The organism is Streptomyces sp. ERV7 (assembly GCF_001653515.1).
GTDB lineage: Bacteria > Actinomycetota > Actinomycetes > Streptomycetales > Streptomycetaceae > Streptomyces.
The window spans coordinates 376,126-402,269 of sequence record NZ_LYOY01000040.1; the positions used below are offsets into that span (position 1 = coordinate 376,126).

A 26,144-nucleotide genomic window follows, 5' to 3' on the forward strand; every position below is an offset into this window, starting at 1 on the left:
CTTTCGAAGCGGTCAGCGACAGACCGACTCAGATGTCGAGGAAGCGGACGTCCTTGGCGTTGCGCTGGATGAACGAGCGCCGCGCCTCGACGTCCTCGCCCATCAGCACCGAGAACAGGTCGTCGGCCTGGGCCGCGTCGTCCAGGGTGACCTGGCCCAGGACGCGGTGCTCGACGTCCATCGTGGTGACGCGCAGCTCCTCGGCGTTCATCTCGCCGAGACCCTTGAAGCGCTGGATCGAGTCCTCGCGGATCCGCTTGCCCGCCTGCTTGCCGAGCTCCACGAGCGCGTCGCGCTCACGGTCCGAGTATGCGTACTCGAAGTCGTCCCGGCCCCACTTGATCTTGTAGAGCGGCGGGCGCGACAGGTACACGTGCCCGGCCTCGACCAGCGGCCGCATGAAGCGGAAGAGGAAGGTCAGCAGCAGGGTGTTGATGTGCTGGCCGTCGACATCGGCGTCCGCCATCAGGATGATCTTGTGATAGCGGAGCTTCTCGATGTCGAAGTCCTCGTGGACTCCGGTGCCGAAGGCCGAGATCAGCGCCTGGACCTCGGTGTTCTGCAGGATCTTGTCGATACGGGCCTTCTCGACGTTCAGGATCTTGCCTCGGATGGGCAGGATGGCCTGGTACATCGGGTTGCGGCCGGACTTCGCCGAACCACCGGCGGAGTCACCCTCGACGATGAAGATCTCGCACTTCGTCGGGTCGTTGGACTGGCAGTCGGAGAGCTTGCCGGGCAGGGAGGCGCTTTCCAGCAGCCCCTTGCGGCGGGTCAGGTCGCGCGCCTTGCGGGCGGCGACGCGGGCCGTCTGCGCCTGGATGGCCTTGCGGATGATGTCCGCGGCCTCGTTGGGGTTGCGGTCGAACCAGTCGGTCAGGTGCTCGTGCACCACCTTCTGGACGAACGTCTTCGCCTCGGTGTTGCCCAGCTTGGTCTTGGTCTGGCCCTCGAACTGCGGCTCGCCCAGCTTGACGGAGATGATCGCCGTCAGACCCTCGCGGATATCCTCGCCGGAGAGGTTGTCGTCCTTCTCGCGCAGCAGCTTCTTGTCGCGGGCGTACCGGTTGACCAGGCCCGTGAGCGCGGCGCGGAATCCCTCCTCATGCGTACCCCCCTCGTGCGTGTGGATGGTGTTCGCAAAGGAGTAAACGCCCTCGCTGTACTGAGAGTTCCACTGCATCGCGATCTCGGCCGAGAGCATGCGCTCCTTGTCCTCGGCCTCCACGTCGATCACGGTCGGGTGGATCAGCTCGCCCTTGCGCGAGTTGAGGTACTTCACGAAGTCGACGATGCCGCCCTCGTAGTGGTACGAGACCGTGAGCGCCTGCTCGACTTCCGACTCCTCGGCCGAGTCCGCCCCGGAGACGGCCTTCGCCGACTCCCGCTCGTCCGTGAGCTTGATCGTCAGGCCCTTGTTGAGGAAGGCCATCTCCTGGAAGCGCCGCGCGAGCGTCTCGAAGGAGTACTCGGTGGTCTCGAAGACGTCCGGGTCGGCCCAGAACGTCACCGTGGTGCCGCTCTCCTCGACCTGCTCGTGCTTGGCCAGCGGGGCGGTGGGGACACCGAGCTTGTAGTCCTGGGTCCAGCGGTAGCCGTCGCGCTTGATGTCGACCGCGAGCTTGGTCGAGAGGGCGTTCACCACGGAGACGCCGACACCGTGCAAACCACCGGAGACGGCGTAGCCACCGCCGCCGAACTTGCCGCCCGCGTGCAGCACGGTCAGGACGACCTCGACGGCCGGCTTCTTCTCCACGGGGTGCATGTCCACCGGGATGCCACGGCCGTTGTCGACCACACGCACGCCGCCGTCGGGCAGGATCGTGACGTCGATCGTGTCCGCGTGGCCGGCGAGGGCCTCGTCGACGGAGTTGTCGACGACCTCCTGCACCAGGTGGTGCAGGCCGCGCTCACCCGTCGAGCCGATGTACATGCCAGGTCGCTTGCGGACCGCGTCCAGACCTTCGAGGACGGTGATGGCACTGGCGTCGTACGAGGCGGTGACCTCGCCGTTCTCACCGGCGGCAGCGGACGGGGTGTTCTCGTTGGGGTTGCCGGAATCGGCCACGAAGCGCCCTTTCTGGCACAGCACAGCCTTCCCCTGGGCAGACAGGAGCAGCTGCGTCGTTCAGCGATGGTCAGCGTCGGGGGGTGCCGTGGAGGCATGACCCGACCGCGTCATTCGGTGGGTCCCGCGAGGAGGGCGGGATTATTGACCAGTCTACCGGTAGCGCCGACATGAATGGGGGTTTGCCGGTACCTGAGTCCGCATGTGCCGCCCTGAGCGGGCGGCTACCGACTCCCCATATCCGGGCAGGGGCTCTAAGAGCCTCACACGGGCATTCAGCGCTTCGGCCTGTCAACCTCCGGCTACCGTGAGGGACGCCTCACCCGTACCGCCCGGTTTCCTGGCGCGCGACGGCCGCCCGTGAGGGGCCTGGGGGGCTGCTTCTTCGCGGGCGTGGCTTCGGCTCACGCTCCTTGCGCGTCACCGTCCACGCGCGCGTACGGGCGCGCGACAGAGACCGCGACGGTCGGTGAGGGCAAGGCCGAGGAGCGGCCTCGCACCGCCTCACCCGTACGTGTCGCCCGGCCCCGTGCTCCCCGGGGCCCGCAGGCGCCCGTACCGCGTCGGCGGGCCGCCCGGCCCCAGAACCTTGATCATCCGTACCGTGCCGTGGCCCAGGTCCGCGTTGAGCCGGGCCACCAGCTGGGGCGCGAGCAGGCGCAGCTGCGTCGCCCACGCCGTGGAGTCGCACTGCACCGTGAGCACCCGCTCGTCGGGGTCCTCGTCGTAGCGCAGCGGCACGCAGTGCTTGGCCAGGTCGTCGCCGACGATCTGCGGCCAGCGGCCCATCACGCCGCCCACGGCGGCCGGGGTCTCCCAGCCGCGCTCGGTGATCAGCCGGTTGATCGCGGCGCCCAGCGGCTGCGGGTCGCGGCCGTCCGCGCGCGCGCCCGAGCGCAGGCCGCCGCCCCGGCGGGCCTGCTTCTTCTGCTGGGCGGCGGCGCCCCGCGCCTTGGCCTGCTCCTTGGCGGCGCGCAGCGCCACGCGCGCCAGGTCGACGCCGGAGGACTCGGGAACCTTGGGCGCCGGCTTCTCGTTACCGGAGTGCTCGCTCATACCCGCGCCACCTCTCCCGCGGCGACCTCGTACCGAGCCCCCGCGAGGACGCCGGGCACGTCGTCGTCCACGGCCGCCGTCACCAGCACCTGCTCGCCCGGGGCCACCAGCTCCGCCAGCCGTTCGCGGCGCCGGGCGTCCAGCTCCGCGAAGACGTCGTCCAGGACCAGGACCGGCTCGTTGCCCTCGGCCCTCAGCAGGTCGTACGAGGCGAGCCGCAGCGCCAGGGCGTACGACCAGGACTCGCCGTGGCTCGCGTACCCCTTGGCCGGGAGCCGGCCGAGCTGGAGCAGCAGGTCGTCGCGGTGCGGCCCTATCAGGGTCACCCCGCGCTCGATCTCCTGCTTGCGCACCTCGGCGAGCGCGGCCATCAGCTGCCCGTACAGATCCTCGCGGGTGCTCGCCTCGCCCTGCGCCGACGGCTTGTACTCCAGGGCCACCGGACCGCCGCCGGGCGCCAGCTGCTCGTACGCCTTGTCCGCGAGCGGCTGGAGCGTCGCGATCAGGTCGAGCCGCTGGGCGAGCAGCTCCGCCCCGGCCCGCGCCAGATGCTGGTCCCACACGTCGAGTGTGGACAGGTCCATGCCGCGGCCGCCATGGCGCCGGGCCATCGCGGCCGACTTCAGCAGGGTGTTGCGCTGCTTGAGGACGCGGTCGTAGTCGGAGCGGACGGCCGCCATGCGCGGGGAGCGCGCGGTGACCAGCTCGTCCAGGAACCGCCGCCGCTCGCCGGGGTCGCCCTTGACCAGCGCCAGATCCTCCGGCGCGAAGAGCACGGTCCGCACTATCCCCAGCACGTCACGCGGTCTGACCTGCGAGGACCGGTTGATACGGGCCCGGTTCGCCCGGCCCGGGTTCAGCTCCAGCTCGATCAGCTGGGAGCGCTCGCCCTGGGTCACGGCCGCGCGGATGACCGCGCGCTCGGCGCCCGCGCGCACCAGCGGCGCGTCCGAGGAGACCCGGTGGCTGCCGAGGGTCGCCAGATAGCCGACCGCCTCGACAAGGTTGGTCTTGCCCTGGCCGTTGGCCCCCACGAACGCGGTGACGCCCGGGTCGAGCGGAACCTCGACCCGGGCGTACGAGCGGAAGTCGGCCAGCGAGAGATGCGTGACGTGCATGGTGGTGCGCCGACCTCCCCCGGCCCTGCCAACAGCCTGTGGACTACTTCTTGGACTCGACCGCGTGGCCGCCGAACTGGTTGCGCAGCGCCGCGATCATCTTCATCTGCGGGGAGTCGTCCTGCCGGGACGCGAACCGCGCGAAGAGCGACGCGGTGATCGCGGGCAGCGGAACGGCGTTGTCGATGGCCGCCTCCACGGTCCACCGGCCCTCGCCGGAGTCCGCGGCGAAGCCACGCAGCTGGTCGAGGTGCTCGTCCTCGTCGAGGGCGTTGACCGCCAGGTCCAGCAGCCAGGAACGGATGACCGTGCCCTCCTGCCAGCTGCGGAAGACCTCGCGGACGTCGGTGACGGAGTCGACCTTCTCCAGGAGCTCCCAGCCCTCGGCGTACGCCTGCATCATCGCGTACTCGATGCCGTTGTGGACCATCTTGGCGAAGTGGCCGGCGCCGACCTTGCCCGCGTGGACCGAGCCGAACTCGCCCTCGGGCTTGAGCGCGTCGAAGACCGGCTGGACCTTCGCCACGTTCTCGGCGTCGCCGCCGTACATCAGCGCGTAGCCGTTCTCCAGGCCCCAGACGCCGCCGGAGACGCCGCAGTCGACGAAGCCGATGCCCTTGAGGCCCAGCTCGACGGCGTGCTTCTCGTCGTCCGTCCAGCGCGAGTTGCCGCCGTCGACGACCACGTCTCCGGGGGAGAGCAGCTCCGCCAGCTCGTCGATCGTGGACTGGGTCGCGGCACCGGCCGGGACCATCACCCAGACCACGCGCGGGCCCTTGAGCTTGCCCACAAGCTCTTCGAGGCTGTGGACATCGGCGACGTCCGGGTTGCGGTCGTAACCGATGACGGTGTGGCCTGCGCGGCGAATCCGCTCGCGCATGTTGCCGCCCATCTTGCCGAGGCCGACGAGACCGAGCTCCATCACATGATCCTTTGACGTTGTGGCGTTCGTACCCGTGTCCGAGCCTACGCCGGGACACGGGCACACACCTGTGGGGTCGGCCGCTCAGACGAACGTGGCCCCGCAGGTCAGCCGGGTGGATCAGCCGGAGAGACGCACCGGCATGATCAGGTACTTGTACGCGTCGTCCGCCTCGGCGTCGAGCGCGGCCTTGCCACTCAGCAGCGCCGGCTTGGTCGAGGTCGTGAAGGAGAGCTGGGCGACCGGGGAGTCGATGGCACTCAGGCCGTCGAGCAGGAAGGTCGGGTTGAAGGCGATCGAGATGTCGTCGCCCTCCAGGTTGGCGTCGACCCTTTCCACAGCCTGTGCGTCGTCGCTGGAGCCGGCCTCCAGGATGAGCACGCCCTGCTCGAAGCTGAGGCGGACCGGCGTGTTGCGCTCGGCGACCAGGGAGACGCGCTTGACGGCCTCGACGAAGGGGGCGGTCTCGATCACCGCGACCGAGTTGAACTCGGTGGGGAACAGCGTCCGGTACTTCGGCAGGTCGCCTTCGAGCAGGCGGGTGGTGGTGCGCCGGCCGGCGCCCTCGAAGCCGATCAGGCCCTCTCCGGCGCCCGAGCCCGACAGCGCGAGCGTGACCGTGTCACCACTGGTGAGGGCCTTGGCGGTGTCCAGGAGCGTCTTGGCGGGCACCAGGGCGACCGCGGAGGCGTCCGGGTTCTCCGGCTTCCACAGGAACTCGCGGACCGCGAAGCGGTAGCGGTCGGTGGAGGCCAGGGTGACCGTGTCGCCCTCGATCTCGATGCGGACACCGGTCAGCACGGGCAGCGTGTCGTCGCGCCCGGCGGCGATGGCGACCTGGGCGGCGGCGGAGGCGAAGACCTCACCGGGAACGGTGCCGGTCGCGGTCGGCATCTGCGGCAGCGCCGGGTACTCCTCCACAGGCAGGGTGTGGAGGGTGAAGCGGGAGGAGCCGCAGACCACCGTCGCCCGTACACCGTCTGTGGAAATCTCCACCGGGCGGTTGGGCAGGGCACGGCAGATGTCGGCGAGCAGACGGCCGGAGACGAGCACCGTGCCGTCCTCGTCGACCTCGGCCTCGACCGAGACCCGCGCCGAGACCTCGTAGTCGAAGCTGGAGAAGCTGAGGGCGCCGTCCTCCGCCTTCAGAAGAAGGCCCGCGAGCACGGGCGCGGGCGGACGGGCCGGGAGGCTGCGGGCCACCCACGCCACCGCCTCCGCGAGAACATCGCGCTCCACCCGGATCTTCACCGGAACCGCCTCCTGCTGTTGCTGGCTCGCCCTGCTGGCTTTCGTCGTCGGCTGTTTCGCCGGGGACCAGTCTGACGTACGCCGCTGACACTCGGTGCTAGTCGGGGTCAAGTCGTGGCGAGAGGTCGGAGGGCCACCGGGCCCGAGTTGTGCACAGGCCCCACTTCGAAGCGAAATCCGAGCTAACTCTAAGTGGGAGTAGTAGTAGGGCCTGTGGAAACGGTGGATAACCCCGTTTTCGCAGGTCAACCCCACTTTTTTGTCCACCGTGCCTGTGGGTGGAGCCCGTGGACAACTCACCGGTTCTGTGGACACCCGAAAGTTCTGCACACCCGATGCACAGGCAGGGCCCACTTCTCCCCAGGGCCGTCCCCAGCTTTACCCACGTTCCCCACAGCCCAACCGGCTCGTTGGTGTGACGCCTTTCACTCGACCCGGTGATGAGAGGTGTTGCGTTGCCGAACAGTGGACAGCGCTGTGGAGAAGCTGTGGGCAACATGCCCCAGCCTGTGGGCCGCCGGTGGACAACTTTGACCACAGGCTGTGGACAGAGATTTCATCCACAGCCTGTGGAGCGCGCTCGCGCACAAATCCACAAGTATCTGACCTGGGGTGATGGAGTATCAGGGGGTCGGCCTGTGGATGCAATCTGGACAACTGAACAGTCCCCAGGGTGTGGACGGGGAAAAGTCGCCGAATCTGTGGAGAACCCCCTCTGACCGGCGCGTATTCGAACACCGGGAGCGGGCGCGGGCCCTGCGGAGTCGTCGTGGCGAGCCGTCCACAGAGGTGGGGACGGCGTCTTACGCGGGCTCCTGGGCAACAAAAAGGGCGCCCGGGACGGTGTCCCGGGCGCCCTGAGGGGCTCTGTGAGCGGCCTGCTCAGCCGTTCTTGATGCGGTTGGTGAGCTCGGTGACCTGGTTGTAGATGGAGCGCCGCTCGGCCATCAGCGCGCGGATCTTCCGGTCGGCGTGCATCACCGTCGTGTGGTCGCGGCCGCCGAACTGCGCCCCGATCTTCGGCAGCGAGAGGTCGGTGAGCTCGCGGCACAGGTACATCGCGATTTGGCGCGCCGTCACCAGGACCCGGCTGCGCGAGGATCCGCACAGGTCCTCGACGGTGAGCCCGAAGTAGTCCGCGGTCGCCGCCATGATCGCGCCGGCCGTGATCTCGGGCGCCGAGTCCTCGCCGCCGGGGATCAGGTCCTTCAGCACGATCTCCGTGAGCCCCAGGTCCACCGGCTGCCGGTTGAGCGACGCGAACGCCGTCACCCGGATCAGCGCGCCCTCCAGCTCACGGATGTTCCGCGAGATCCGGGACGCGATGAACTCCAGCACCTCCGGCGGGGCGTTGAGCTGCTCCTGCACCGCCTTCTTACGGAGGATCGCGATACGCGTCTCCAGCTCCGGCGGCTGCACATCGGTGGTCAGACCCCACTCGAAACGGTTCCGCAGCCGGTCCTCCAGCGTCATCAGCTGCTTGGGCGGCCGGTCGGAGGAGAGCACGATCTGCTTGTTGGCGTTGTGGAGCGTGTTGAAGGTGTGGAAGAACTCCTCCTGCGTCGACTCCTTGCTCGCCAGGAACTGGATGTCGTCGACCAGGAGGATGTCCACGTCCCGGTACCGCTTGCGGAAGGTGTCGCCCTTGCCGTCGCGGATCGAGTTGATGAACTCGTTGGTGAACTCCTCGGAGCTCACGTACCGCACGCGGGTGCCGGGGTAGAGGCTGCGGGCGTAGTGCCCGATGGCGTGCAGAAGATGCGTTTTGCCAAGGCCCGACTCGCCGTAGATGAAGAGCGGGTTGTACGCCTTGGCCGGCGCCTCGGCGACGGCTACGGCCGCCGCGTGCGCGAACCGGTTCGAGGAACCGATGACGAACGTGTCGAAGAGGTACTTGGGGTTGAGGCGCGCGTGCGGCTCGCCGGGGCCGCCCGGCTGGGCCGCCGAGGACGACGAGGGGCCGCCCATCGGACGCGGGGCGCCGCCGCCCGGATGCGGGCCGCCGTGGTGCTGCGGCGCCTGCGGCTCGGGGAGCTCGTGGCGCTCCGGCTTGTACGGCTGCGCCTGCTGCTCGTACTGCTGCGGCTGCTGCTCGTACTGCGGGCGCTCGGGCATCTGCGGCTGCCGGTAGTCGTGCTGCGGCTGCTGCGGGCGGGCGGTCGCGTACGGGTCGCGGTCCTGGAAGCCGCCGAGGCGCTGCTGCTGCCAGGAGAGGTCCTCCTGGGCGCGCGGCCAGGCGCCGGGCTCGGGGCGCTGCTGCTGGTAGTCCGGGTAGGCGGGGCGCACGGTCGGCAGGCCGTCGTCGGCCGGGCGGCCGTAGCCGTCGTCCTGGTAGCGCGGCTGCTGCTGGGGCGGCGCGGACTGGGGGCCGGGGCCGGGAGGCTCGCCCACGGAGTCGTCGACGGTGATCGCGATCCGGATCGGGCGGCCGCACTCACGGCTGAGCGTGTCGCTGATCAGCGGGGCCAGGCGGCCCTCCAGGACGCGCTTGCCCCACTCGTTGGGGACGGCGAGCAGCGCCGTGTCGGCGACCAGGGCGAGCGGCTGGCAGCGCTCGATCCACTGCTTGTCCTTGGGCTCGATGCCCTGCTGGCCCTCTGAGAGGAGCTGCTCCAGCACTCGTGGCCACACTGCGGCAAGATCGGCAGGTACGTCAGCCACAAGGCACGCTCTCTCGCAGGTCCCACGAATGTGTGGTTCTCGGGACGGGATGGAAGGACAGGCAAGGACAGAAAGGAAAAGAGTCGGGGTCGAGCCACGGTAGTCGCGGCGACTGACGTGGTTCAAGTTGTTGTCCACAGGCTGTGCACAGTGGGCCCCGCGAAGACGCTGGTTTGACCGGATGGCGTAGCCGCGCGTACCGTAACCAGGTCGAGTTGTCGATGGCTGCTGCCGCCTGCCTCCGATGGGCAAAGATCACGGTCTGTGATCGTGAAGCGGTGCACTCGGGCGTATTGCGAGCTTCGCGAATTGCGAGCTTCTCGTGGGCGCACGGTGACAGCCAGGCGATGTCCCGCCACCACCGAAACATTTCTGGAGCCCCCGAGTGAGCAAGCGCACCTTCCAGCCGAACAACCGTCGTCGCGCCAAGACCCACGGCTTCCGCCTGCGGATGCGTACCCGTGCCGGTCGCGCCATCCTCGCGAACCGTCGTGGCAAGGGCCGCGCCAGCCTGTCCGCCTAATCGCATACAGGTCATGACGTGCTGCCTACCGAGAATCGGCTGAGGCGGCGCGAAGACTTCGCGACCGCGGTACGCCGAGGACGCCGGGCCGGTCGCCCGCTCCTCGTCGTCCATCTACGCAGCGGTGCAACGGACCCGCACGCGCCTGGGGAGAGCGCTTCCCCGACGCGTGCGGGTTTCGTCGTCAGCAAGGCCGTGGGTGTGGCGGTCGTCCGCAACCTGGTGAAGCGAAGGCTTCGCCATCTGATGCGCGATCGGCTGTCCCAGCTGCCCCCCGGTAGCCTGGTGGTCGTACGAGCATTGCCCGGCGCGGGCGATGCCGATCATGCACATCTGGCCCAAGACCTGGACGCCGCCCTTCGGCGGCTGCTGGGAGGGGGTGCGCGATGAAGTACCCGCTGCTGGCCCTGATCAAGTTGTACCAGTGGACGATCAGCCCGCTGCTCGGGCCCGTCTGCAGGTACTACCCGTCGTGTTCCCACTACGGATTCACGGCCATTGACCGGCATGGCGCGGTGAAGGGCACGGCACTGACCGCCTGGCGCATCCTGCGGTGCAATCCGTGGTCGCCGGGCGGCGTGGACTACGTCCCCGAACGCAAGCGCCCTCGTTGGCACGAGGCGCTGCGCAACGCCTGGCGCGGCAGCAAGGGCGGGCAGTCCGCCGCTGAGACCGAGCCCAGCCCGGCCGCAGAGACCTCGCCCAATGCTCAAGGAGCCTGATTAGTGGACACGATTGCCAGTCTGTTCAGCTTTATCACCTGGCCTGTTTCCTGGGTCATCGTCCAGTTCCACAAGTTGTACGGCGCGATCTTCGGGCCGGACACGGGCTGGGCCTGGGGACTGTCCATCGTGTCCCTGGTGGTGCTGATCCGGATCTGTCTGATCCCGCTCTTCGTGAAGCAGATCAAGTCGACCCGGAACATGCAGGCGCTCCAGCCGAAGATGAAGGCGATCCAGGAGCGCTACAAGAGCGACAAGCAGCGTCAGTCCGAAGAGATGATGAAGCTGTACAAGGAGACGGGCACCAACCCGCTCTCCTCGTGCCTTCCCATCCTGGCGCAGTCGCCCTTCTTCTTCGCGCTGTACCACGTGCTGTCGGGCATCGCGAGCGGCAAGACCATCGGCGTCATCAACCAGCCGCTGCTGGAGAGCGCCCAGAAGGCCCACATCTTCGGCGCCCCGCTGGCGGCCAAGTTCACGGACAGCGCCCACAAGGTCGAGAGCCTCGGCGCCACCCTCACCGACGTCCGTGTGATCACCGCGATCATGATCGTGCTGATGTCCGCGTCGCAGTTCTTCACCCAGCGCCAGCTGATGACGAAGAACGTGGACCTCTCGGTGAAGACGCCGTTCATGCAGCAGCAGAAGATGCTGATGTACGTCTTCCCGGTCATGTTCGCCGTGATGGGTATCAACTTCCCCGTCGGTGTCCTCGTCTACTGGCTGACCACCAACGTGTGGACCATGGGCCAGCAGATGTACGTGATCAACCAGAACCCGACGCCGGGTTCCAAGGCGCAGGCCAGCTACCTGGAGCGACTGAGCAAGAGCGTCGCCGCCCACAGCGATGTGCGGGGCAAGCGCCGTCGGGCCGTCGTCCAGGCGATCGTGGCCAAGGGCCCGGACCGCAACGACAACGAGCGCAAGTTCATCGCCGGCCTGGCCAAGCAGGGCTTCGCCGCCCAGGCGGACGGCACCGTGGTGAAGAGCGACCCCGCCGTGGCCGAGGCGGAGGGCGCCGCGGCCAAGCGGCAGCAGCCCAAGCGCCTTACCAAGGCCCAGCGCCAGTCCGGTGCGGCCGCCGCGCAGGGTGGCGGCGAGGGTGAGGAGCCGGCGAAGACCTCGCTGGACAAGGGCACGTCGGACGAGGACACCGAGGCGAAGCAGGACGCGCCGCAGGCCGCCAAGTCCAAGACGGCGGGCAAGCCCGCCTCCGGTACCGCACGCAGCAAGGCCCAGTCCGGACAGCGCAAGGGTCAGCAGCGGCCCAAGCACCCGTCCAAGAAGTAAGAAGGAGTCCATCCGTGACGGAAGGCACCACCCCGGCCGCCGAGGGTGTCGACACCCTGTCCCGCCTGGAGCAGGAGGGGGAGATCGCCGCCGACTACCTTGAGGGCCTGCTCGACATCGCCGACCTGGACGGCGACATCGACATGGACGTCGAGGCGGACCGTGCCGCGGTCTCGATCATCAGTGACGCCGACAGCCGCGAGCTGCAGAAGCTCGTCGGCCGTGACGGTGAGGTGCTGGAGGCGCTCCAGGAGCTGACGCGGCTGGCCGTGCACCGGGAGACCGGTGACCGCAGCCGTCTGATGCTCGACATCGCGGGCTTCCGGGCCAAGAAGCGCACGGAACTGGCCGAGCTGGGTGCCAAGACCGCGGACGAGGTCAAGAACTCGGGCGAGCCGGTAAAGCTCCAGCCCATGACGCCGTTCGAGCGCAAGGTCGTGCACGACGCGGTCGCCGCCGCCGGTCTGCGCAGCGAGTCCGAGGGCGAGGAGCCGCAGCGCTTCGTCGTCGTGCTCCCCGCCTGAGCGGTCCTTAGTCCTCTGCCGAGGATCTTGGGGTTTTCCCCCGGGATCCCCGGTCTCGGCCCCGTCTGTTCGCAGACGGGGCCGATCTTTGTCAGCCTGATAGTCAGCCACCCCAGCGCGGGAAGCGCGGTACGGAAGGACGGTCCCCCGTGACGGAGGCAGCAGCAGAGCTTCCCCAGGCGCCCGAAGAGGCGCGCGCGGTATTCGGCGAGTACTTCCCGGAAGCCGTCCGGTACGCCGAGCTGCTCGCGGACGCGGGAGTCAAGCGCGGCCTGATCGGTCCGCGTGAGGTGCCCCGCCTCTGGGAGCGCCACCTGCTCAATTGCGCCGTGCTCTCCGAGGTCGTCCCCGAGGGTGTCACGGTCTGCGACGTGGGCTCCGGGGCCGGTCTGCCCGGTATCCCGCTGGCGCTGGTGCGCCCGGACCTGAAGATCACGCTCCTGGAGCCGCTGCTGCGGCGCACCAACTTCCTCCAGGAGGTCGTGGAGCTGCTGGGCCTGGACCATGTGACCGTGGTGCGCGGCCGGGCCGAGGAGATGCTGGGCAAGGTGCAGCCGGTGCATGTGGTCACGGCCCGTGCGGTGGCTCCGCTGGACCGGCTGGCCGGGTGGGGCGTGCCCCTGCTGCGCCCGTACGGCGAGATGCTCGCGCTCAAGGGCGACACCGCCGAGGAGGAGATCCTGGGTGCGCGGGCCGCGCTGAGCAAGCTGGGTGTGGTGAATACCTCAGTGCTGCATGTCGGTGAGGGCGTCGTGGACCCGCTGTCGACAGTCGTGCGGGTCGAGGTCGGGGAGAGCCCGGGCGGTGTGCGGTTCGCCGCCAAGCGTGCCAAGGCCGCCAGGACCAGCCGTACCAGGCGCCGCCGCTGACCGGCAGGGGCCGTTCAGGGGCGGATGCTCCATAGAAGGCGCGATAGGTACGCATTTCGGAGTGTCGTAACGATCTGACCGCAGGGCGCGTGCATCGTGTTTCACGTGAAACGTCGCTCTCTGCTGCATGGAATCATCAGCCGCGGCCGTAATGCCGCGCCGCGCGACCGCAAGCCCTTGGGCGGGGCCCTGGAGTCCCCCTCACGGGCTACGGAGTTGTCCACAGACGTGGATTCATCCACAGAAGAACGGACCTCGCTGGTTCACGACCCCGAAAGCATGGCAGGCTCTGTGCATTGCGAGCCTGAAGTCGAGGAGAGTGAATCCTTGCGGTCCGACGCCAACATCGCGGGACCGATGACCGATCCGGTCCCCGGTCCCCGTACCGAGTCGGCGGGGGAGGATGTTTCACGTGAAACACCGCCCCCGATGGACGACACCCCCATTGGTCGTGCTGCCCAGCTGGCGGTGGAAGCTCTCGGCCGTGCCGGCGAGGGTCTGCCCCGGCCGGACCAGACACGCATCATGGTGGTCGCCAACCAGAAGGGCGGCGTAGGAAAGACCACTACCACGGTCAATCTCGCCGCTTCCCTGGCGCTGCACGGTGCCCGGGTTCTGGTGGTCGACCTCGACCCGCAGGGCAACGCCTCCACAGCGCTGGGGATAGACCACCACGCCGAGGTCCCCTCGATCTACGACGTCCTGGTGGAGAGCAGGCCGCTCTCCGAGGTCGTCCAGCCGGTCCGGGACGTGGAGGGCCTCTTCTGTGCCCCGGCCACGATCGACTTGGCCGGCGCGGAGATCGAGCTGGTGTCGCTGGTGGCACGGGAGAGCCGTCTGCAGCGCGCCATCCAGGCGTACGAGCAGCCGCTGGATTACATCCTGATTGACTGCCCGCCGTCCCTGGGGCTCCTCACCGTCAACGCCCTGGTCGCCGGTGCCGAGGTCCTGATCCCCATCCAGTGCGAGTACTACGCCCTGGAGGGACTGGGTCAGCTGCTGCGGAACGTCGACCTGGTGCGGGGGCATCTGAACCCCGACCTGCATGTCTCGACGATCCTGCTCACCATGTACGACGGCAGGACCAGGCTCGCCTCCCAGGTGGCCGACGAGGTGCGCAGCCACTTCGGCCACGAGGTCCTGCGGACGAGCATCCCGCGATCGGTACGTATCTCGGAGGCTCCGAGCTACGGCCAGACGGTGCTCACCTACGACCCGGGCTCCAGCGGCTCGCTCTCGTACCTCGAAGCCGCCCGCGAGATCGCGCTGCGCGGGGTCGGCATCAACTACGACCCGACGACTCACATCCCCGTGGGCAGTCAGAACAACCAGCACAGCATGTCGGAGGGGATCCAGTGAGTGAGCGACGTAGAGGTCTGGGGCGGGGGCTCGGTGCGCTGATCCCCGCAGCCCCGCAGGAGAAGGCCGCGCCTTCGGTGGGGACGGCTTCCACGTCCCCGGCGGCGGTGCCGATGCTCGGCGCGGAGCGCGGGGTGGCGGCGGCGAAGGTGGCCACGCTCGCGGCGCCTCCTGTTTCACGTGAAACACCGGTGCCGGTCCAGGCAACCGAGTCGGCGGTCGCGCAGCTGAAGGCGCCCACGGGGGCGTACTTCGCGGAACTGCCGCTGGACTCGATCACGCCCAACCCGCGCCAGCCGCGTGAGGTGTTCGACGAGGACGCCCTCGCCGAACTCATCACCTCCATCAAGGAAGTCGGGCTCCTCCAGCCTGTCGTCGTACGGCAGCTGACGCCCGAGCGCTTTGAGCTCATCATGGGCGAGCGCCGCTGGCGGGCCTGCCGTGAGGCGGGCCTGGAGCGGATCCCCGCGATCGTGCGGGACACGGATGACGACAAGCTGCTCCTGGACGCGCTCCTGGAGAACCTGCACCGCTCCCAGCTCAACCCCCTGGAAGAGGCGGCGGCCTACGACCAGCTGCTGAGGGACTTCAAGTGCACCCATGACCAGCTGGCGGACCGCATCGGCCGGTCGCGCCCGCAGGTCTCCAACACCCTGCGTCTGCTGCGGCTCTCGCCGCCGGTCCAGCGCAGGGTGGCGGCCGGGGTGCTCTCGGCGGGCCACGCCCGGGCACTGCTCTCGGTCGACGACTCGGACGAGCAGGACCGGCTGGCGCACCGCATCGTGGCCGAGGGGCTCTCGGTGCGGGCGGTCGAAGAGATCGTGACCCTGCTGAACTCGGAGCCAAAGAGCGCCGCCAAGGCGAAGGGCCCGCGCGCCGGGACCCGGCTGTCGCCCGCACTCTCCGATCTGGCCTCCCGGCTCTCGGACCGCTTCGAGACGCGGGTGAAGGTCGACCTCGGCCAGAAGAAGGGAAAGATCGTCGTCGAGTTCGCGTCGATGGACGATCTGGAGCGGATCCTCGGCACCCTCGCCCCGGGCGAGGGACGGGTCCTCGACAAGAGCCTCTCCGAGGAGTCCGAGGAGGGCGGCGAAGCCTGAGGCGGTGACCCACTCACCGTCTGAGGCACGGCAGTTGTCGTGAAGGGCGGGCTGTGTTCCGATGCATACGGGAACACAGCCCGCCCTTTGCTGTTGTGCGGTATCCGCACCGGCGGTGGGTGGATACGATGCGTTCTGGTATGGCACATCCACCTTGGGCCACTTCGGAGGGAGGGCGGGGAGCCATGCGAACGGTGAGCCGTACCCGACTGGTGACAGCGGGGCTGGGCCTCGGGGTGTTCGGCGGGTTCGTCGCCAGCCTTCTCCGGGAACGGAGTGCACTGGCAGCCGCCCAGGGGGCGGCAGGCGAGGGAAGCGAGGAGCAGCCTTCATGGGGCGTCGGCTTGTACCGCTCACGCTGGACAACCTTCCGGACCTTCCCAAGCGTTGCCGCGCCTGTGTCTTCTGGGAACTTGACCCAGTCAGCGGAGAGGCCGCGATAAAGGCAGGGACGCCCGAGCTCGAAAAGGAAGCCTGGATCTCGGCCGTGCTCCTGGAGTGGGGCTCCTGCGGCCGGGTCGTCTACGTCGACGACGTACCGGTGGGCTTCGTCCTCTACGCCCCGCCCGCCTATGTGCCGCGCGCCACTGCCTTCCCCACCAGCCCGGTGTCCCCCGACGCGGTACAGCTGATGACGGGGTGGATCATGCCCGGGTATCAGGGCCAGGGGCTGGGGAGAGTGATGGTGCAGACGGTCGCCAAGGACCTGTTGCGCCGGGGCTTCAAAGCCATCGAGGCGTTCGGCGACGCCCGCTGGAGCGAGCCCGCCTGTGTGCTGCCCGCCGATCACCTGCTGGCGGTGGGCTTCAAGACCGTACGGCCACATCCCCGGTATCCCCGGCTGCGGCTGGAGCTGAGGACCACGCTCTCCTGGAAGGAAGACGTCGAGCTGGCGCTGGACCGGCTGCTGGGAGCCGTCCAGAAGGAGCCCGCCCTGCGGCCCCTGTAGAACCCCAAGGCATCAGCGGAACGTCACGGCCCTCGTGGTCGTCCGGAAACGCGAACGGGCCCGGCCCCCTCGGGGGGCCGGGCCCGTTCGCGTTGTTTCACGTGAAACAGCGTGGCTGGGACTTACTCGCCGATGAAGCTGTCGAGGTCGCGCAGCAGAGCGGCCTTCGGCTTGGCGCCGACGATGGTCTTGGCCACCTCGCCACCCTGGTAGACGTTCAGGGTCGGGATGGACATCACGCCGTACTTGGCGGCAGTGGCCGGGTTCTCGTCGATGTTGAGCTTGACGATCTCGATCTGGTCGCCGTGCTCCGCCGCGATGGCCTCCAGGGACGGGGCGATCTGGCGGCACGGGCCGCACCACGCCGCCCAGAAGTCCACGAGTACGGGCTTGGCGCTCTTGAGGACGACCTCGTCGAAGTCGGCATCGGTCACGTTCTTCAGGGTGCCGGCCACGGCAGCCTCCTTGCGGGTATGGGTGAGGGGGGTGGGGAGGGAGGATCGGATGGTTCAGACGGCGGCCGCGGCGGCCTTCTCGTCGTCGGCGAGCGCGGCCAGGAAGCGCTCGGCGTCGAGAGCGGCGGAGCAGCCCGTACCGGCGGCGGTGATCGCCTGGCGGTAGGTGTGGTCCACCACGTCACCGGCGCCGAAGACACCGGTCAGGTTGGTACGGGTGGAGGGCGCGGCGACCTTGAGGTAGCCCTCGTCGTCCAGGTCGAGCTGGCCCTTGAAGAGCTCGGTGCGCGGGTCGTGGCCCACGGCGATGAAGAGGCCGGTCACGGCCAGCTCGGAGGTCTCGCCCGTCTTGGTGTTGCGCAGCGTCAGAGCGGAGAGCTTCTGGTCGCCGTGGATCTCGGCGACCTCGCTGTCCCAGGCGAACTTGATCTTCGGGTCGGCGAAGGCGCGCTCCTGCATCGCCTTGGAGGCGCGCAGGCTGTCCCGGCGGTGGACGATGGTGACGGACTTGGCGAAGCGCGAGAGGAAGGTCGCCTCCTCCATCGCGGTGTCGCCGCCGCCGACCACGGCGATGTCCTGGTCCTTGAAGAAGAACCCGTCGCAGGTCGCGCACCAGGAGACACCGCGCCCGGAGAGCTTGTCCTCGTTGGGCAGCCCGAGCTTGCGGTGCTGGGAGCCGGTGGTGACGATCACGGCCTTGGCGCGGTGGACGGTGCCGGCGGTGTCCGTGACGGTCTTGATCTCGCCGCTGAGGTCGACGGCCACGACGTCGTCCGGGAGCAGCTCGGCACCGAAGCGCTCGGCCTGCGCCCGCATGTTGTCCATGAGGTCGGGGCCCATGATCCCGTCACGGAAGCCGGGGAAGTTCTCCACCTCGGTGGTGTTCATCAGCGCGCCACCGGCGGTGACGGCGCCCTCGAACACCAGCGGCTGAAGCGACGCACGCGCGGTGTAGAGCGCGGCCGTGTAGCCGGCCGGCCCGGAGCCAATGATGATCACGTTACGGACGTCGCTCACGGGTTTCTTCCTCGTCTCTGCGGACTGCCTACTGCCTACCGGGGTCCGGTCCAGGACTCTCACCCCACCCAACGGATCCTACGGGGCGAGCATTCCCGGAACGTCTCACTGACGGGGATAGGAGTGCGTCAGCAGCAGCTTGCCCTTGGCGTCGGGCGCTGCGGTCTCGCAGCTCGCGTCGACGACGTACGCCTGGACCTGCGAAGTGTCCTTGGGGTGCGGAAGGACGAGGAGGTACGCATGGGTGCCCTGGTACTCGCCGGTCTCGGCGGCGAGCACGGTCTCCGAGTTCCGGCCGGTGCCCGCCTGGACGCAGGGCGGCACGTCGACGGCGACGCCGAGCTTCGGGGAGTTGGATGTGACGCCGAACTCGGGGTCCTTGCCGGCCGGGGAGTTCCCGGTGTTCTCCAGGCCGGACCGGGAGCTCATCAGGGTCCGCACCTGGCCGGCGAGGGAGGTGTCGGAGAAGACAGTGCCCGGCGTCGGCTGGGACGTGACGTCGGACTTCGCGTGGGTGTCGTCGGACGGCTGGAGCGCCTGCACCAGGAAGACGCTCACCCCGATCGCCGCGGCGCCGAAGACAGCTCCGAGCACGGCTGTGCGGCGACGCCGTGGGGCACGCGGTCGGCCCGGCCCGGTGGCGGCCCTGGGGCGCCCGGCCGGGCGGTCTGCCGCAGGAGTGTCGCCCGGGGCGGAGCCGAGCGATGTTTCACGTGAAACATGCGCCGCGTCGTCGGCCGTCTCGGTGGTGACGGGGGCTGCCGCTGTGATGGACACCGCGGTCGCCCCGGTGGTGGGCGCCGTGGCGTCGAGGAGGGCCTCGGCGGCCAGCGCCGCGTCGATCCGGCCCGCGATGTCGGCGGGCATGCGCGGCGGCCCGGGCAGGGTGCCGAGCAGGTCGCGGATCTCCGTCAGGGAGGCGTGGACGTCCGCGCACAGGTCGCAGCCGTCCAGGTGCCGGCGCACGGCGGCGGTACGGGAGGGGGGAAGCAGGCCCTCGTGGAGGTCGGAGATCTCCGAGACGTCCGGGTGCTGAGTCATGTCGGCCGTGGATGTCACGTGCGCCCACCTCCGCCCTTCACAGCAGCAGGATCATTCGGTCCTGCGTCCCTTGGTCCCGACGCAGGTGGGACGGATGTCCCCGGCGTCCGGTTCCTTCCCCCACCGCGCTCCTGGCTATCCCCGGTGTCGCCCGTGTCACCGCGCAGATGACCGAGCAGGGGTTGCAGCCGTGCCCGGCCCCGGGCGCAGCGGCTCTTCACGGTTCCCACCGGCACGTCGAGGATCTCCGCCGCCTCTGCCACCGGGTAGCCCTGCATGTCGACCAGGACCAGGGCGGCGCGCTGTTCCGCCGGGAGCGTCCCCAGGGCCTTCACCAGCTGTCGGTGGAGGTCCTGGCGCTCCGCTGGGGCCTCGGCCGACTCATGGGGCTCCAGGAGCAGCTCAAGGCGCTCCGCGTCGTCGACCGGCGAGGTCTTACGGGACGCCGCCTTGCGGGCCCGGTCGAGGCAGGCGTTCACGGTGATGCGGTGCAGCCAGGTCGTGACGGCCGACTGGCCGCGGAAGGTGTGTGCGGCCCGGTAGGCCGACACCAGGGCGTCCTGGACGGCGTCGGCGGCCTCCTCGCGGTCGCCCAGCGTCCGCAGGGCGACCGCCCAGAGTCTGTCGCGGTGGCGCCGGACCAGCTCGCCGAAGGCCTCGGGGTCACCGTCGACATGGCGGGCCAGAAGGTCCTGGTCGTTCACGCCGCCGTATGTGGCGTCGTCCAACGGTGAGCCCCCTCCCCGTGCTGTCGGATTTTCCTGTCGAACCTCGGACTCAGGCCCTGCCGGATCAGCCGGTGAACTTGACGTCCGTTATGGCCTGCTTGAAACCGGGATCGCTGAACTCGTCGGTGGCCGCGTAGGGCACCGCCGTGATCCACAGGACGACATAGCGGGTCTTCACCGCTTTCGCCGCCTTGAGATCGGCCGAGGCATTGCTCGTCGTCGTGGTCGCGATCTGCTTCATGGAGCCGACCGGCGTGCTCGGCGACATGGAGTCCGCCGCGTACAGCGTCACCGTCGTGTGGTTGCCGCCGTACCGGAGGGCTATCGACGCTGCCGACACGCCCTTCTCGGACCCGAGGTCGTAGACGATGCCCACGCCCTCCTTGTAAGGAGCGAGCGTGGGGCCGCCCTTGTAGCTCTTGGAGCGCCAGTACGTGGAGGTGTTGCCGTCGTAGGTGTTGCCCACGTCCTTGGCGTTCTGCGGCTTGCCGTCGGGGGCGTACTCCTCCGCCCCCTGGATGCGCAGCGGCACCGGAGCCTTCGGCTTGTCGCCGTCGCCCTTGTTCGGCTGCTGGGACGTCCCGGACTCGCCGGAGCCCTTGTCATGGCCCAGGAGCGAGTCCGCGAGCTGCCAGCTGCCCAGGCCGAGCGCGGCGATGAGCAGCGCCGACACGGCCCACTTGAGCGCCTTGCCGGTACGACCCTGGAGCGCGGGCGGCGGAGTCGGCACGACCTGGGTGACCGAGGGGTGCGGACCCGCGGGCGGACGGCCGTAGGTGCCCTGCTGGTAGGTGGTGCGCTGGTACTCCGGCGGCGCGGTGAAGGCGGGCTCCGGCGGGCGGATCCGCGGCATCGCCGAGACGGCCTTGACCAGCTCGTCCGGCGTGGTGCAGGCCGGCTCCTGGCGCGACGCGGTGGCGCCGTCGTTGGCCAGCGCGCGCATGGCGAGCTCGGACAGGCCCCGGTGGACGCCCGCGCGCACCTGGTCGGGAGCGATCAGGCCGACGCCCTTGGGCAGCCCGTGCAGACCGTAGGCATCGCTGTCGTACGGCCAGCGCTGGGTCAGCGAGGCGTACAGCAGCGCGCCGATCGCCTCCGTGTCGGACCGCTGGGGGGTGTCGGAGGTGATGCCGCGCAGTGCGGCGTTCACCGCGAGCCCGCGGATGCGGTACTGCCCCGAGGAGGTCCGCAGGACGGCGCCGGGAGTCAGCCGCAGATGCGCGAGGCCCTCGCGGTGGGCCGCCGCCATGGCCTGGGACACCTGGGTGACCAGCTGGTAGGCGTCATGTGCCTCCAGCGGGCCGACCGCTAGCAGCGCCGTGAGCTCGGTGGCGTCGGGCAGCCACTCGTGGACCACGTAGACGAGATCGTTCTCCTCCACCGCGTCCAGCACCTGGACGAAGCGCGGGTCCCCCAGGAGCGCCGACGAGCGGGCCGCCGCCAGGACGGAACGCGCCCGCGGATGGTCCGCCGGGAGGAGATGGACGCCCACGGCGCGACGCAGCTTTTCGTCGACCGCCCTCCAGCTGCTGAAACCGTCCAGACGGGTGACGCACTCTTCGAGCCGGTAGCGTCTGGCGAGCTTGTGGCCGCTGTGCAGCTCCGGTGTGGCGATGGGCTTCCGTTCACCGCCCGTGTCGCCGGCGCCCTGCTCCGCCGTGTCTGCCGTGTCGATGGATTCCGCCACCCCGTCGGTCGTGGCCCCGTCCGCCTTGGCGGTCAGCGGGTTGTCGCCGCTGTTGTCGGCCACGTCGACGGCAGCCGTGCTACGTTCCGCCACCGTCGTTCCTGCCTCCCCATCCGTTGCGTGCTGTCGGCCAGCCATGCAAAGTCATGCCAATTGTGCCCACAGTCCGGCACTATGCACGACACACGGCGGCGGACGATGGTTGTGCGCGGGAGAACGGACTCAGCGTCCGAGCCGTCCGCGCACCATTCCGACCATGGAGTTGAGCTCCTCGATCCGCATCTTCTTCGCCGCGACGAAGAAGACCCCGAGCAGCACCGCCCCGCCCACCACGAGTGCCACCAGCGAGCCGAGCGCCCCCTGGCCGACCCCCTTGAGGATGACGAAGCCCAGCGCCCCGCCGATGGCGGCCGCCGGGACGGCCGCCAGGGACAGCCTCGCGTACGTACGCAGCACGCGCGCGCCGTCCAGGTCGCCGCCCAGGCGGTTGCGCAGCCGGCGCCAGGCCACCCCGACGCCCACGGCGTAGGCGAGACCGTAGGCGCCCGCCATCCCCACGACTGCCCACTGGGCGGGCAGGATCACGTAGCAGGCGGCCGAGACCGCGGCGTTCACCGCGGCCACGATGACCGTGTTGTAGAACGGCGTCCGGGTGTCCTCGTACGCGTAGAAGCCGCGCAGGACGACGTACTGGACCGAGTACGGGATCAGCCCCAGCGCGAACGCCATCAGGATGAAGCCCATGGACCGGCCGGCCTCGATGCCGCTGCTGGAGTACAGCAGGGTGCACATCGGGACGCCGAGCGCGAGGAACATGAAGGCGACCGGGACGATGGCGACGGCCGAGTTGCGCAGGCCCTGCGAGATGTCGTCGCGGACGGCGCCCGGGTCGTTGTCGTGCGCGGCCCGGGAGATGCGCGGCAGCAGGGCCGCCATCACCGAGACCGTGATGATCGCCTGCGGCATGCCCCAGATCAGCTGGGCGTTGGAGTAGGCGAGGAAGCCGGTGCCGTTCTTCCCGGACGCCTTGCCGGCGGCTGTGGCGAGCTGGGTGACGACGACCACGCCGGCCTGGTTGGCGAGGACGAAGAACACCGTCCACTTGGCCAGCTTGACCGTCTTGCCCAGACCGTGGCCCTTCCAGTCGAACCGCGGCCGGAACCGGAAGCCGGTCTCGCGCAGGTACGGGATCATCGCCAGCGCCTGGACGACCAGGCCGAGCAGGGTGCCCATGCCGAGGAGGCGGATGCCCTCCGGCGGGATCGTCTGCACACCCATGTGCGACTCGGCCGAGGTGCCGTACACCCAGATGAACAGGCCGAACGTGCCGATCATGACGATGTTGTTGAGGACCGGGGTCCACATCATCGCGCCGAACTTGCCGCGGGCGTTGAGGATCTGCCCCATCACCACGTGCACGCCCATGAAGAAGATCGTGGGCAGGCAGTAGCGGGCGAAGGTGACGGCGACGCTGTTGGCCGCCGTGTCGTCCGCGATGGTGGGCGAGAGCAGCTTGATGAGCATCGGGGCCGCGAGGACCGCGAGGGCGACGATCGCGCCGAGCGCCACCATGACCAGGGTCAGCAGCCGGTTGGCGTACGCCTGGCCGCCGTCCTCGTCGTCCTTCATGGCGCGCACCAGCTGCGGCACGAACACCGAGTTGAGGCCGCCGCCGACGGTGAGGATGTAGATCATCGTCGGCAGGGTGTACGCGATGGTGAAGGTGTCGCCGAGCAGGGCGGCACCCAGCGCGGCCGTGATCACCAGGCTGCGGACGAAGCCGGTCAGACGCGACACGAGCGTGCCCGCGGCCATTACGGCGCTCGACTTGAGCAGCCCGGAGGCGCGGCCGCCGGACTTCTGCTGCGGCGCGGCGGGCAGGGGCTCGGGCTCCGGGGCGGCCGGCGCGGGGCCGGACCCCTGCTGGTCGCGGTAGAGGTACGCGAAGGCGTCCTGCTCGGGCGGCTCCTCGCCCGCCTGGGTGACCAGGTCGTCGACGCCCACGAACTGCGTGGTGCCGGCGGTGTCGCCGTACGGCAGATGGCGCGAGGGGCCGTCCGGCTCGGGCGGCGGGGTCTGCGCCCAGATCCGGGGGTCCGGCGCGTACTGCTGCGCGGGCGGCTGCTGGTAGAGCGGCTGCGGCTCGGCGTAGGTGCCCGGGGGCGGCGGCGGGTGCGCGGCACGGTCGTACAGCGCCTCGGTCACCGGGTCCTGGGCGTACAGGTCCTGCGCCCGGTACGGATCGTGTCCGTAGGCGTCCTGGAAGTACGGGTCCGGCACGGGCTGCTGCGGCGGTACCTGCTCGGCGTAGGGAGGCACCGGGGGCGTGTTCCCGGAGGACGCGGAGCCGCCGCCCGCGCCCTGCCCGCGGTCACCGTCGTACGGCGCGTTCATGGTTACCCCACCTCATCGTCCCCGGCCTGGCCGGCCACGGTGCATAGCGATAGCTCAATGCTCCACTTTCTCACCCGTGCCGGGCGAGGCCCCGCTTTCCGGACCGGTGTCCGGTGTCGGGTCACTCGGCTGCTCGGGATCGTCGCCGCCGTCGGCCTCCGCTCCGTTGCCCTCCCCGGTCTCCTTCCGGGCCGTGGACCGCTTGCGCTGGGTGTACATCCTGATGCCCGCGAGGACGAGCAGCAGGACACCGCCGGCGATCACCAGCATCACGGTCGGGGTGATCTCGGAGACCTTGACCGTGAACTCCATCGGATCGCCGTACGGCGTGCCGTCCTGCGTGTAGAGCCGGGCGGTCACCTGCACGGGGCCGTTGGCGTTCGCGGTGGCCGTGAACTTCACCGACTGGCTGTGCCCGCCGTCGATCTTGACGGGTTGCCCGCCGTTCTCGGCCTCGTTGGTGGTCACCTTGAGGCGGGAGGGGTTGCTCGGCTCCAGTCGCAGCACCAGGTTGCCCACGGGCTGGACCAGCTGGTTCTGCACGGTGACGGCGAGGGTGGCGCTCCGCCCCGACATGGTGGCGGTGGACTTCTGGATGAGCCGCACCTCGCCGGTGAGGCCGTCCAGATAGCTCTGCACCCCGGCCCGGTAGATCACGGCCCCTTCGCGGTCGCCGCGCCAGGACGTCGACATCTCGCGGTTGATGGCGTTGCCGAAGGGCGTGACGACGCGGTCGGGGGCGGTCAGGACCACCTTGAACTTGTCCAGGGTGCCCTGGGTGCTCTTCATGTCCTGGAACGCCTGCACCGGAAGTTCCTGCCTGCGCAGCGATCCGGGGTACGCGGAGGAGCCAGGCACCCGGGAGGTGGCGTGCGCGTCCGGCTTGGCGGTGGCGGCCGCGCTGAGGTCGAGCGGCTGGGTCCAGCGCTGCGCGCTCAGGGCGTGGATCGCGCTCGCCATCGTCTGGGCCTGGCCGGCGGAGGGCATCCGCTGCGGGGCGACGACGACGCTGCGCTGCTTCTCGGTGTCCTGGAGCGTGATCGCCAGCGACTGGGCGAGGAACTCCTGGACGGCCAGCGTGGCGTTCCCGGCCCGGGACATGTCGCCCTCGAACGCCGTGGAGAGGCGGGCGTCGGAGACCACGGCCGTGGTGCCGCCGCCGATCGGCCGGGCGGCGGACGGCGAGTAGGTGAGGCCGCCGGTCTCGCGGAGGCTGTCGCTGCGGGCGATCACGTTGTGGGCGCCCGCGGAGGTGGCCACGTCGACGATCGAAGGATCGACGGCGCCCTGCACCGGCCAGGCGAAGTCGACCGAGGGCGTCACATGGAGGATGGTCTCCACGGTCTTCTCGGCGACCTCGGTGGCGCCCTGGAGATGGCTCAGCGACCCGGAGACCTCCTTGCCGCGATGGGCGAGCGAGGCCAGGTCCGGGTCGGCGAAGGGCAGCGCGATGACCTTCTGGCCCTGCACCGCGTCCTCCAGCTCACCCAGCCACTGCTTGGCCACGTCCTGGTTGGTGCCCGGCACATCGGTATCACCGGACTTGACCCGGTAGTTACGGGTCATCGCGTCGACGGTGGCGAGCAGATCGGGGTCGATCACCCAGGTCACCGGCAGCTGGTCGCCCAGCGAGACCATCCGCTCCAGCCGGCCGCCGGGCGCGAGCTCCGCGGCCAGCGCGTCGTCGGCGAAGACCGGGGTCTGCTGCTCGTCCGAGCCCGTCTGCGCGGTGAGGTGGGTCGACGACATCAGCGGCCACATATAGGTGAGCTGCGACTTCTTGCCGTCGACGGCCTCGGGCTGCCACGGCAGGAAGGTCCGCTGGATGCCCAGGACCTGGTCGTACTGCTGGCTCGAGGTCTGCCCGGACAGCGAGACGGCGAGCGGGTAGACGCCGTCGCCGCCCAGTCCCAGCTTGCTCACCGGCACGGAGAGCGTGAAGTCCCGGCTGATCCCCGGGGCCAGCTTCGGGAACTTGACCGTGTACTTGTCCCCGACCTCGGCCCCGTCCAGGGTCGACGAGAAGCCGCTGCGCTGGGAGGCGTCGTCGATCCCGGTCCGGCCGTTGAGCCGCTGGCCCACCCGCAGACCCACATGGGCGCTGGTGACGGCCTGCTTGCCCGCGTTGGTCACCGTGCCGGAGATCGTCAGCGTGTCGCTCTTGACGGGGGCGCTGGGGGACATCGAGTCGAGCGTCACCTGGACCGTGCGCGAGCCCGTAGGCGCCTTGTCCGGCGCGGCCGCCGCGGTGGCGTGGGCCGCCGTCCCGGCGTCCGTGCCGGAGAGCAGACCGGCGATCAGGGGGGCGCCGACGAGCAGCACCGCTGTGCGGCGCAGCCACCGGCGGGCAGGGGAGGAGCCCCTCCCCTGAGAATCTGCCGCCTCGGCCACGCGTCGCCCGTCCCTCGTC

22 protein-coding genes are annotated in these 26,144 nt (G+C 69.7%); 9 read left to right on the forward strand and 13 right to left on the reverse strand.

What is annotated here, in order from left to right:
• Window positions 1–28: 28 nt before the first annotated feature.
• The 6 genes from gyrB to dnaA all read right to left on the reverse strand — a co-directional run bounded on the left by gyrB (window position 29) and on the right by dnaA (window position 9,076).
• Entirely contained in the window at window positions 29–2,092 is a 2,064-nt protein-coding gene (gene gyrB / locus A8W25_RS16195; RefSeq protein ID WP_067162131.1) for a DNA topoisomerase (ATP-hydrolyzing) subunit B, read from the reverse strand.
• 480 nt (window positions 2,093–2,572) lie between these two features.
• On the reverse strand, window positions 2,573–3,124 hold the full coding sequence (locus A8W25_RS16200) for a DUF721 domain-containing protein (protein ID WP_067162133.1): 552 nt from the start codon (window positions 3,122–3,124) through the stop codon (window positions 2,573–2,575).
• Entirely contained in the window at window positions 3,121–4,242 is a 1,122-nt protein-coding gene (gene recF, locus A8W25_RS16205) for a DNA replication/repair protein RecF (RefSeq protein WP_067162135.1), read from the reverse strand. The genes A8W25_RS16200 and recF overlap by 4 nt, the downstream gene beginning before the upstream one ends.
• A 43-nt stretch (window positions 4,243–4,285) precedes the next feature.
• The gene (gene gnd / locus A8W25_RS16210) at window positions 4,286–5,164 is read right to left on the reverse strand and encodes a phosphogluconate dehydrogenase (NAD(+)-dependent, decarboxylating) (protein WP_067162137.1); all 879 of its coding nucleotides are present in this window, start codon (window positions 5,162–5,164) and stop codon (window positions 4,286–4,288) included.
• 120 nt (window positions 5,165–5,284) lie between these two features.
• A complete protein-coding gene (dnaN, locus tag A8W25_RS16215) occupies window positions 5,285–6,415 on the reverse strand; it encodes a DNA polymerase III subunit beta (protein ID WP_067162139.1) in 1,131 nt (376 codons plus the stop codon).
• Between the two features lie 882 nt (window positions 6,416–7,297).
• On the reverse strand, window positions 7,298–9,076 hold the full coding sequence (gene dnaA / locus A8W25_RS16220) for a chromosomal replication initiator protein DnaA (RefSeq protein WP_079126125.1): 1,779 nt from the start codon (window positions 9,074–9,076) through the stop codon (window positions 7,298–7,300).
• Window positions 9,077–9,461: 385 nt separating this feature from the next.
• On the opposite strand from dnaA, the gene rpmH reads away from it, so the two are divergent.
• The 9 genes from rpmH (at window position 9,462) to A8W25_RS16265 (ending at window position 16,412) form a co-directional block, all read left to right on the forward strand.
• Complete coding sequence (rpmH, locus tag A8W25_RS16225; protein WP_006381191.1) at window positions 9,462–9,599, forward strand: 50S ribosomal protein L34; 138 nt, start codon at window positions 9,462–9,464, stop codon at window positions 9,597–9,599.
• An 18-nt stretch (window positions 9,600–9,617) separates the two neighbouring features.
• Complete coding sequence (gene rnpA, locus A8W25_RS32460) at window positions 9,618–9,989, forward strand: ribonuclease P protein component (RefSeq protein WP_079126126.1); 372 nt, start codon at window positions 9,618–9,620, stop codon at window positions 9,987–9,989.
• The gene (gene yidD, locus A8W25_RS16235; protein WP_067162142.1) at window positions 9,986–10,321 is read left to right on the forward strand and encodes a membrane protein insertion efficiency factor YidD; all 336 of its coding nucleotides are present in this window, start codon (window positions 9,986–9,988) and stop codon (window positions 10,319–10,321) included. The genes rnpA and yidD overlap by 4 nt, the downstream gene beginning before the upstream one ends.
• Before the next feature lie 3 nt (window positions 10,322–10,324).
• Window positions 10,325–11,611, forward strand: a complete 1,287-nt coding sequence (gene yidC, locus A8W25_RS16240) for a membrane protein insertase YidC (protein WP_067162144.1) — start codon at window positions 10,325–10,327, stop codon at window positions 11,609–11,611.
• Window positions 11,612–11,625: 14 nt separating this feature from the next.
• On the forward strand, window positions 11,626–12,135 hold the full coding sequence (locus tag A8W25_RS16245; RefSeq protein ID WP_067162146.1) for a protein jag: 510 nt from the start codon (window positions 11,626–11,628) through the stop codon (window positions 12,133–12,135).
• Window positions 12,136–12,284: 149 nt separating this feature from the next.
• Window positions 12,285–13,004, forward strand: coding sequence for a 16S rRNA (guanine(527)-N(7))-methyltransferase RsmG (gene rsmG / locus A8W25_RS16250; protein WP_067162147.1), 720 nt, complete (start codon window positions 12,285–12,287; stop codon window positions 13,002–13,004).
• A gap of 279 nt (window positions 13,005–13,283) precedes the next feature.
• Window positions 13,284–14,363 (forward strand): ParA family protein, encoded by a 1,080-nt coding sequence (locus A8W25_RS16255; protein ID WP_079126127.1) that lies wholly within the window; start codon window positions 13,284–13,286, stop codon window positions 14,361–14,363.
• Window positions 14,360–15,463 (forward strand): ParB/RepB/Spo0J family partition protein, encoded by a 1,104-nt coding sequence (locus tag A8W25_RS16260; RefSeq protein ID WP_079126128.1) that lies wholly within the window; start codon window positions 14,360–14,362, stop codon window positions 15,461–15,463. Before A8W25_RS16255 ends, A8W25_RS16260 begins: the two co-directional genes overlap by 4 nt.
• 331 nt (window positions 15,464–15,794) lie before the next feature.
• Window positions 15,795–16,412 (forward strand): GNAT family N-acetyltransferase, encoded by a 618-nt coding sequence (locus A8W25_RS16265; RefSeq protein ID WP_067162151.1) that lies wholly within the window; start codon window positions 15,795–15,797, stop codon window positions 16,410–16,412.
• A gap of 122 nt (window positions 16,413–16,534) precedes the next feature.
• Here A8W25_RS16265 and trxA read toward each other — a convergent pair whose 3' ends face one another.
• The 7 genes from trxA to A8W25_RS16300 form a co-directional block, all read right to left on the reverse strand.
• Window positions 16,535–16,867 carry a thioredoxin gene (gene trxA / locus A8W25_RS16270; protein WP_067162153.1) on the reverse strand — a complete coding sequence of 111 codons (333 nt, stop codon included), beginning with the start codon at window positions 16,865–16,867 and terminating at the stop codon, window positions 16,535–16,537.
• A gap of 54 nt (window positions 16,868–16,921) precedes the next feature.
• Window positions 16,922–17,884, reverse strand: coding sequence for a thioredoxin-disulfide reductase (gene trxB, locus A8W25_RS16275; protein WP_067162155.1), 963 nt, complete (start codon window positions 17,882–17,884; stop codon window positions 16,922–16,924).
• 105 nt (window positions 17,885–17,989) lie between these two features.
• Window positions 17,990–18,943, reverse strand: a complete 954-nt coding sequence (locus A8W25_RS16280) for an anti-sigma factor family protein (protein WP_067162157.1) — start codon at window positions 18,941–18,943, stop codon at window positions 17,990–17,992.
• Window positions 18,940–19,653, reverse strand: a complete 714-nt coding sequence (gene sigM, locus A8W25_RS16285; RefSeq protein WP_067162158.1) for an RNA polymerase sigma factor SigM — start codon at window positions 19,651–19,653, stop codon at window positions 18,940–18,942. The genes A8W25_RS16280 and sigM overlap by 4 nt, the downstream gene beginning before the upstream one ends.
• A 64-nt stretch (window positions 19,654–19,717) precedes the next feature.
• On the reverse strand, window positions 19,718–21,433 hold the full coding sequence (locus A8W25_RS16290; RefSeq protein ID WP_067162160.1) for a protein kinase family protein: 1,716 nt from the start codon (window positions 21,431–21,433) through the stop codon (window positions 19,718–19,720).
• Between the two features lie 129 nt (window positions 21,434–21,562).
• Entirely contained in the window at window positions 21,563–23,734 is a 2,172-nt protein-coding gene (gene murJ / locus A8W25_RS16295) for a murein biosynthesis integral membrane protein MurJ (RefSeq protein ID WP_067162162.1), read from the reverse strand.
• A 54-nt stretch (window positions 23,735–23,788) separates the two neighbouring features.
• Window positions 23,789–26,125, reverse strand: a complete 2,337-nt coding sequence (locus A8W25_RS16300; RefSeq protein WP_107470711.1) for a DUF6049 family protein — start codon at window positions 26,123–26,125, stop codon at window positions 23,789–23,791.
• Between the last annotated feature and the right edge of the window lie 19 nt (window positions 26,126–26,144).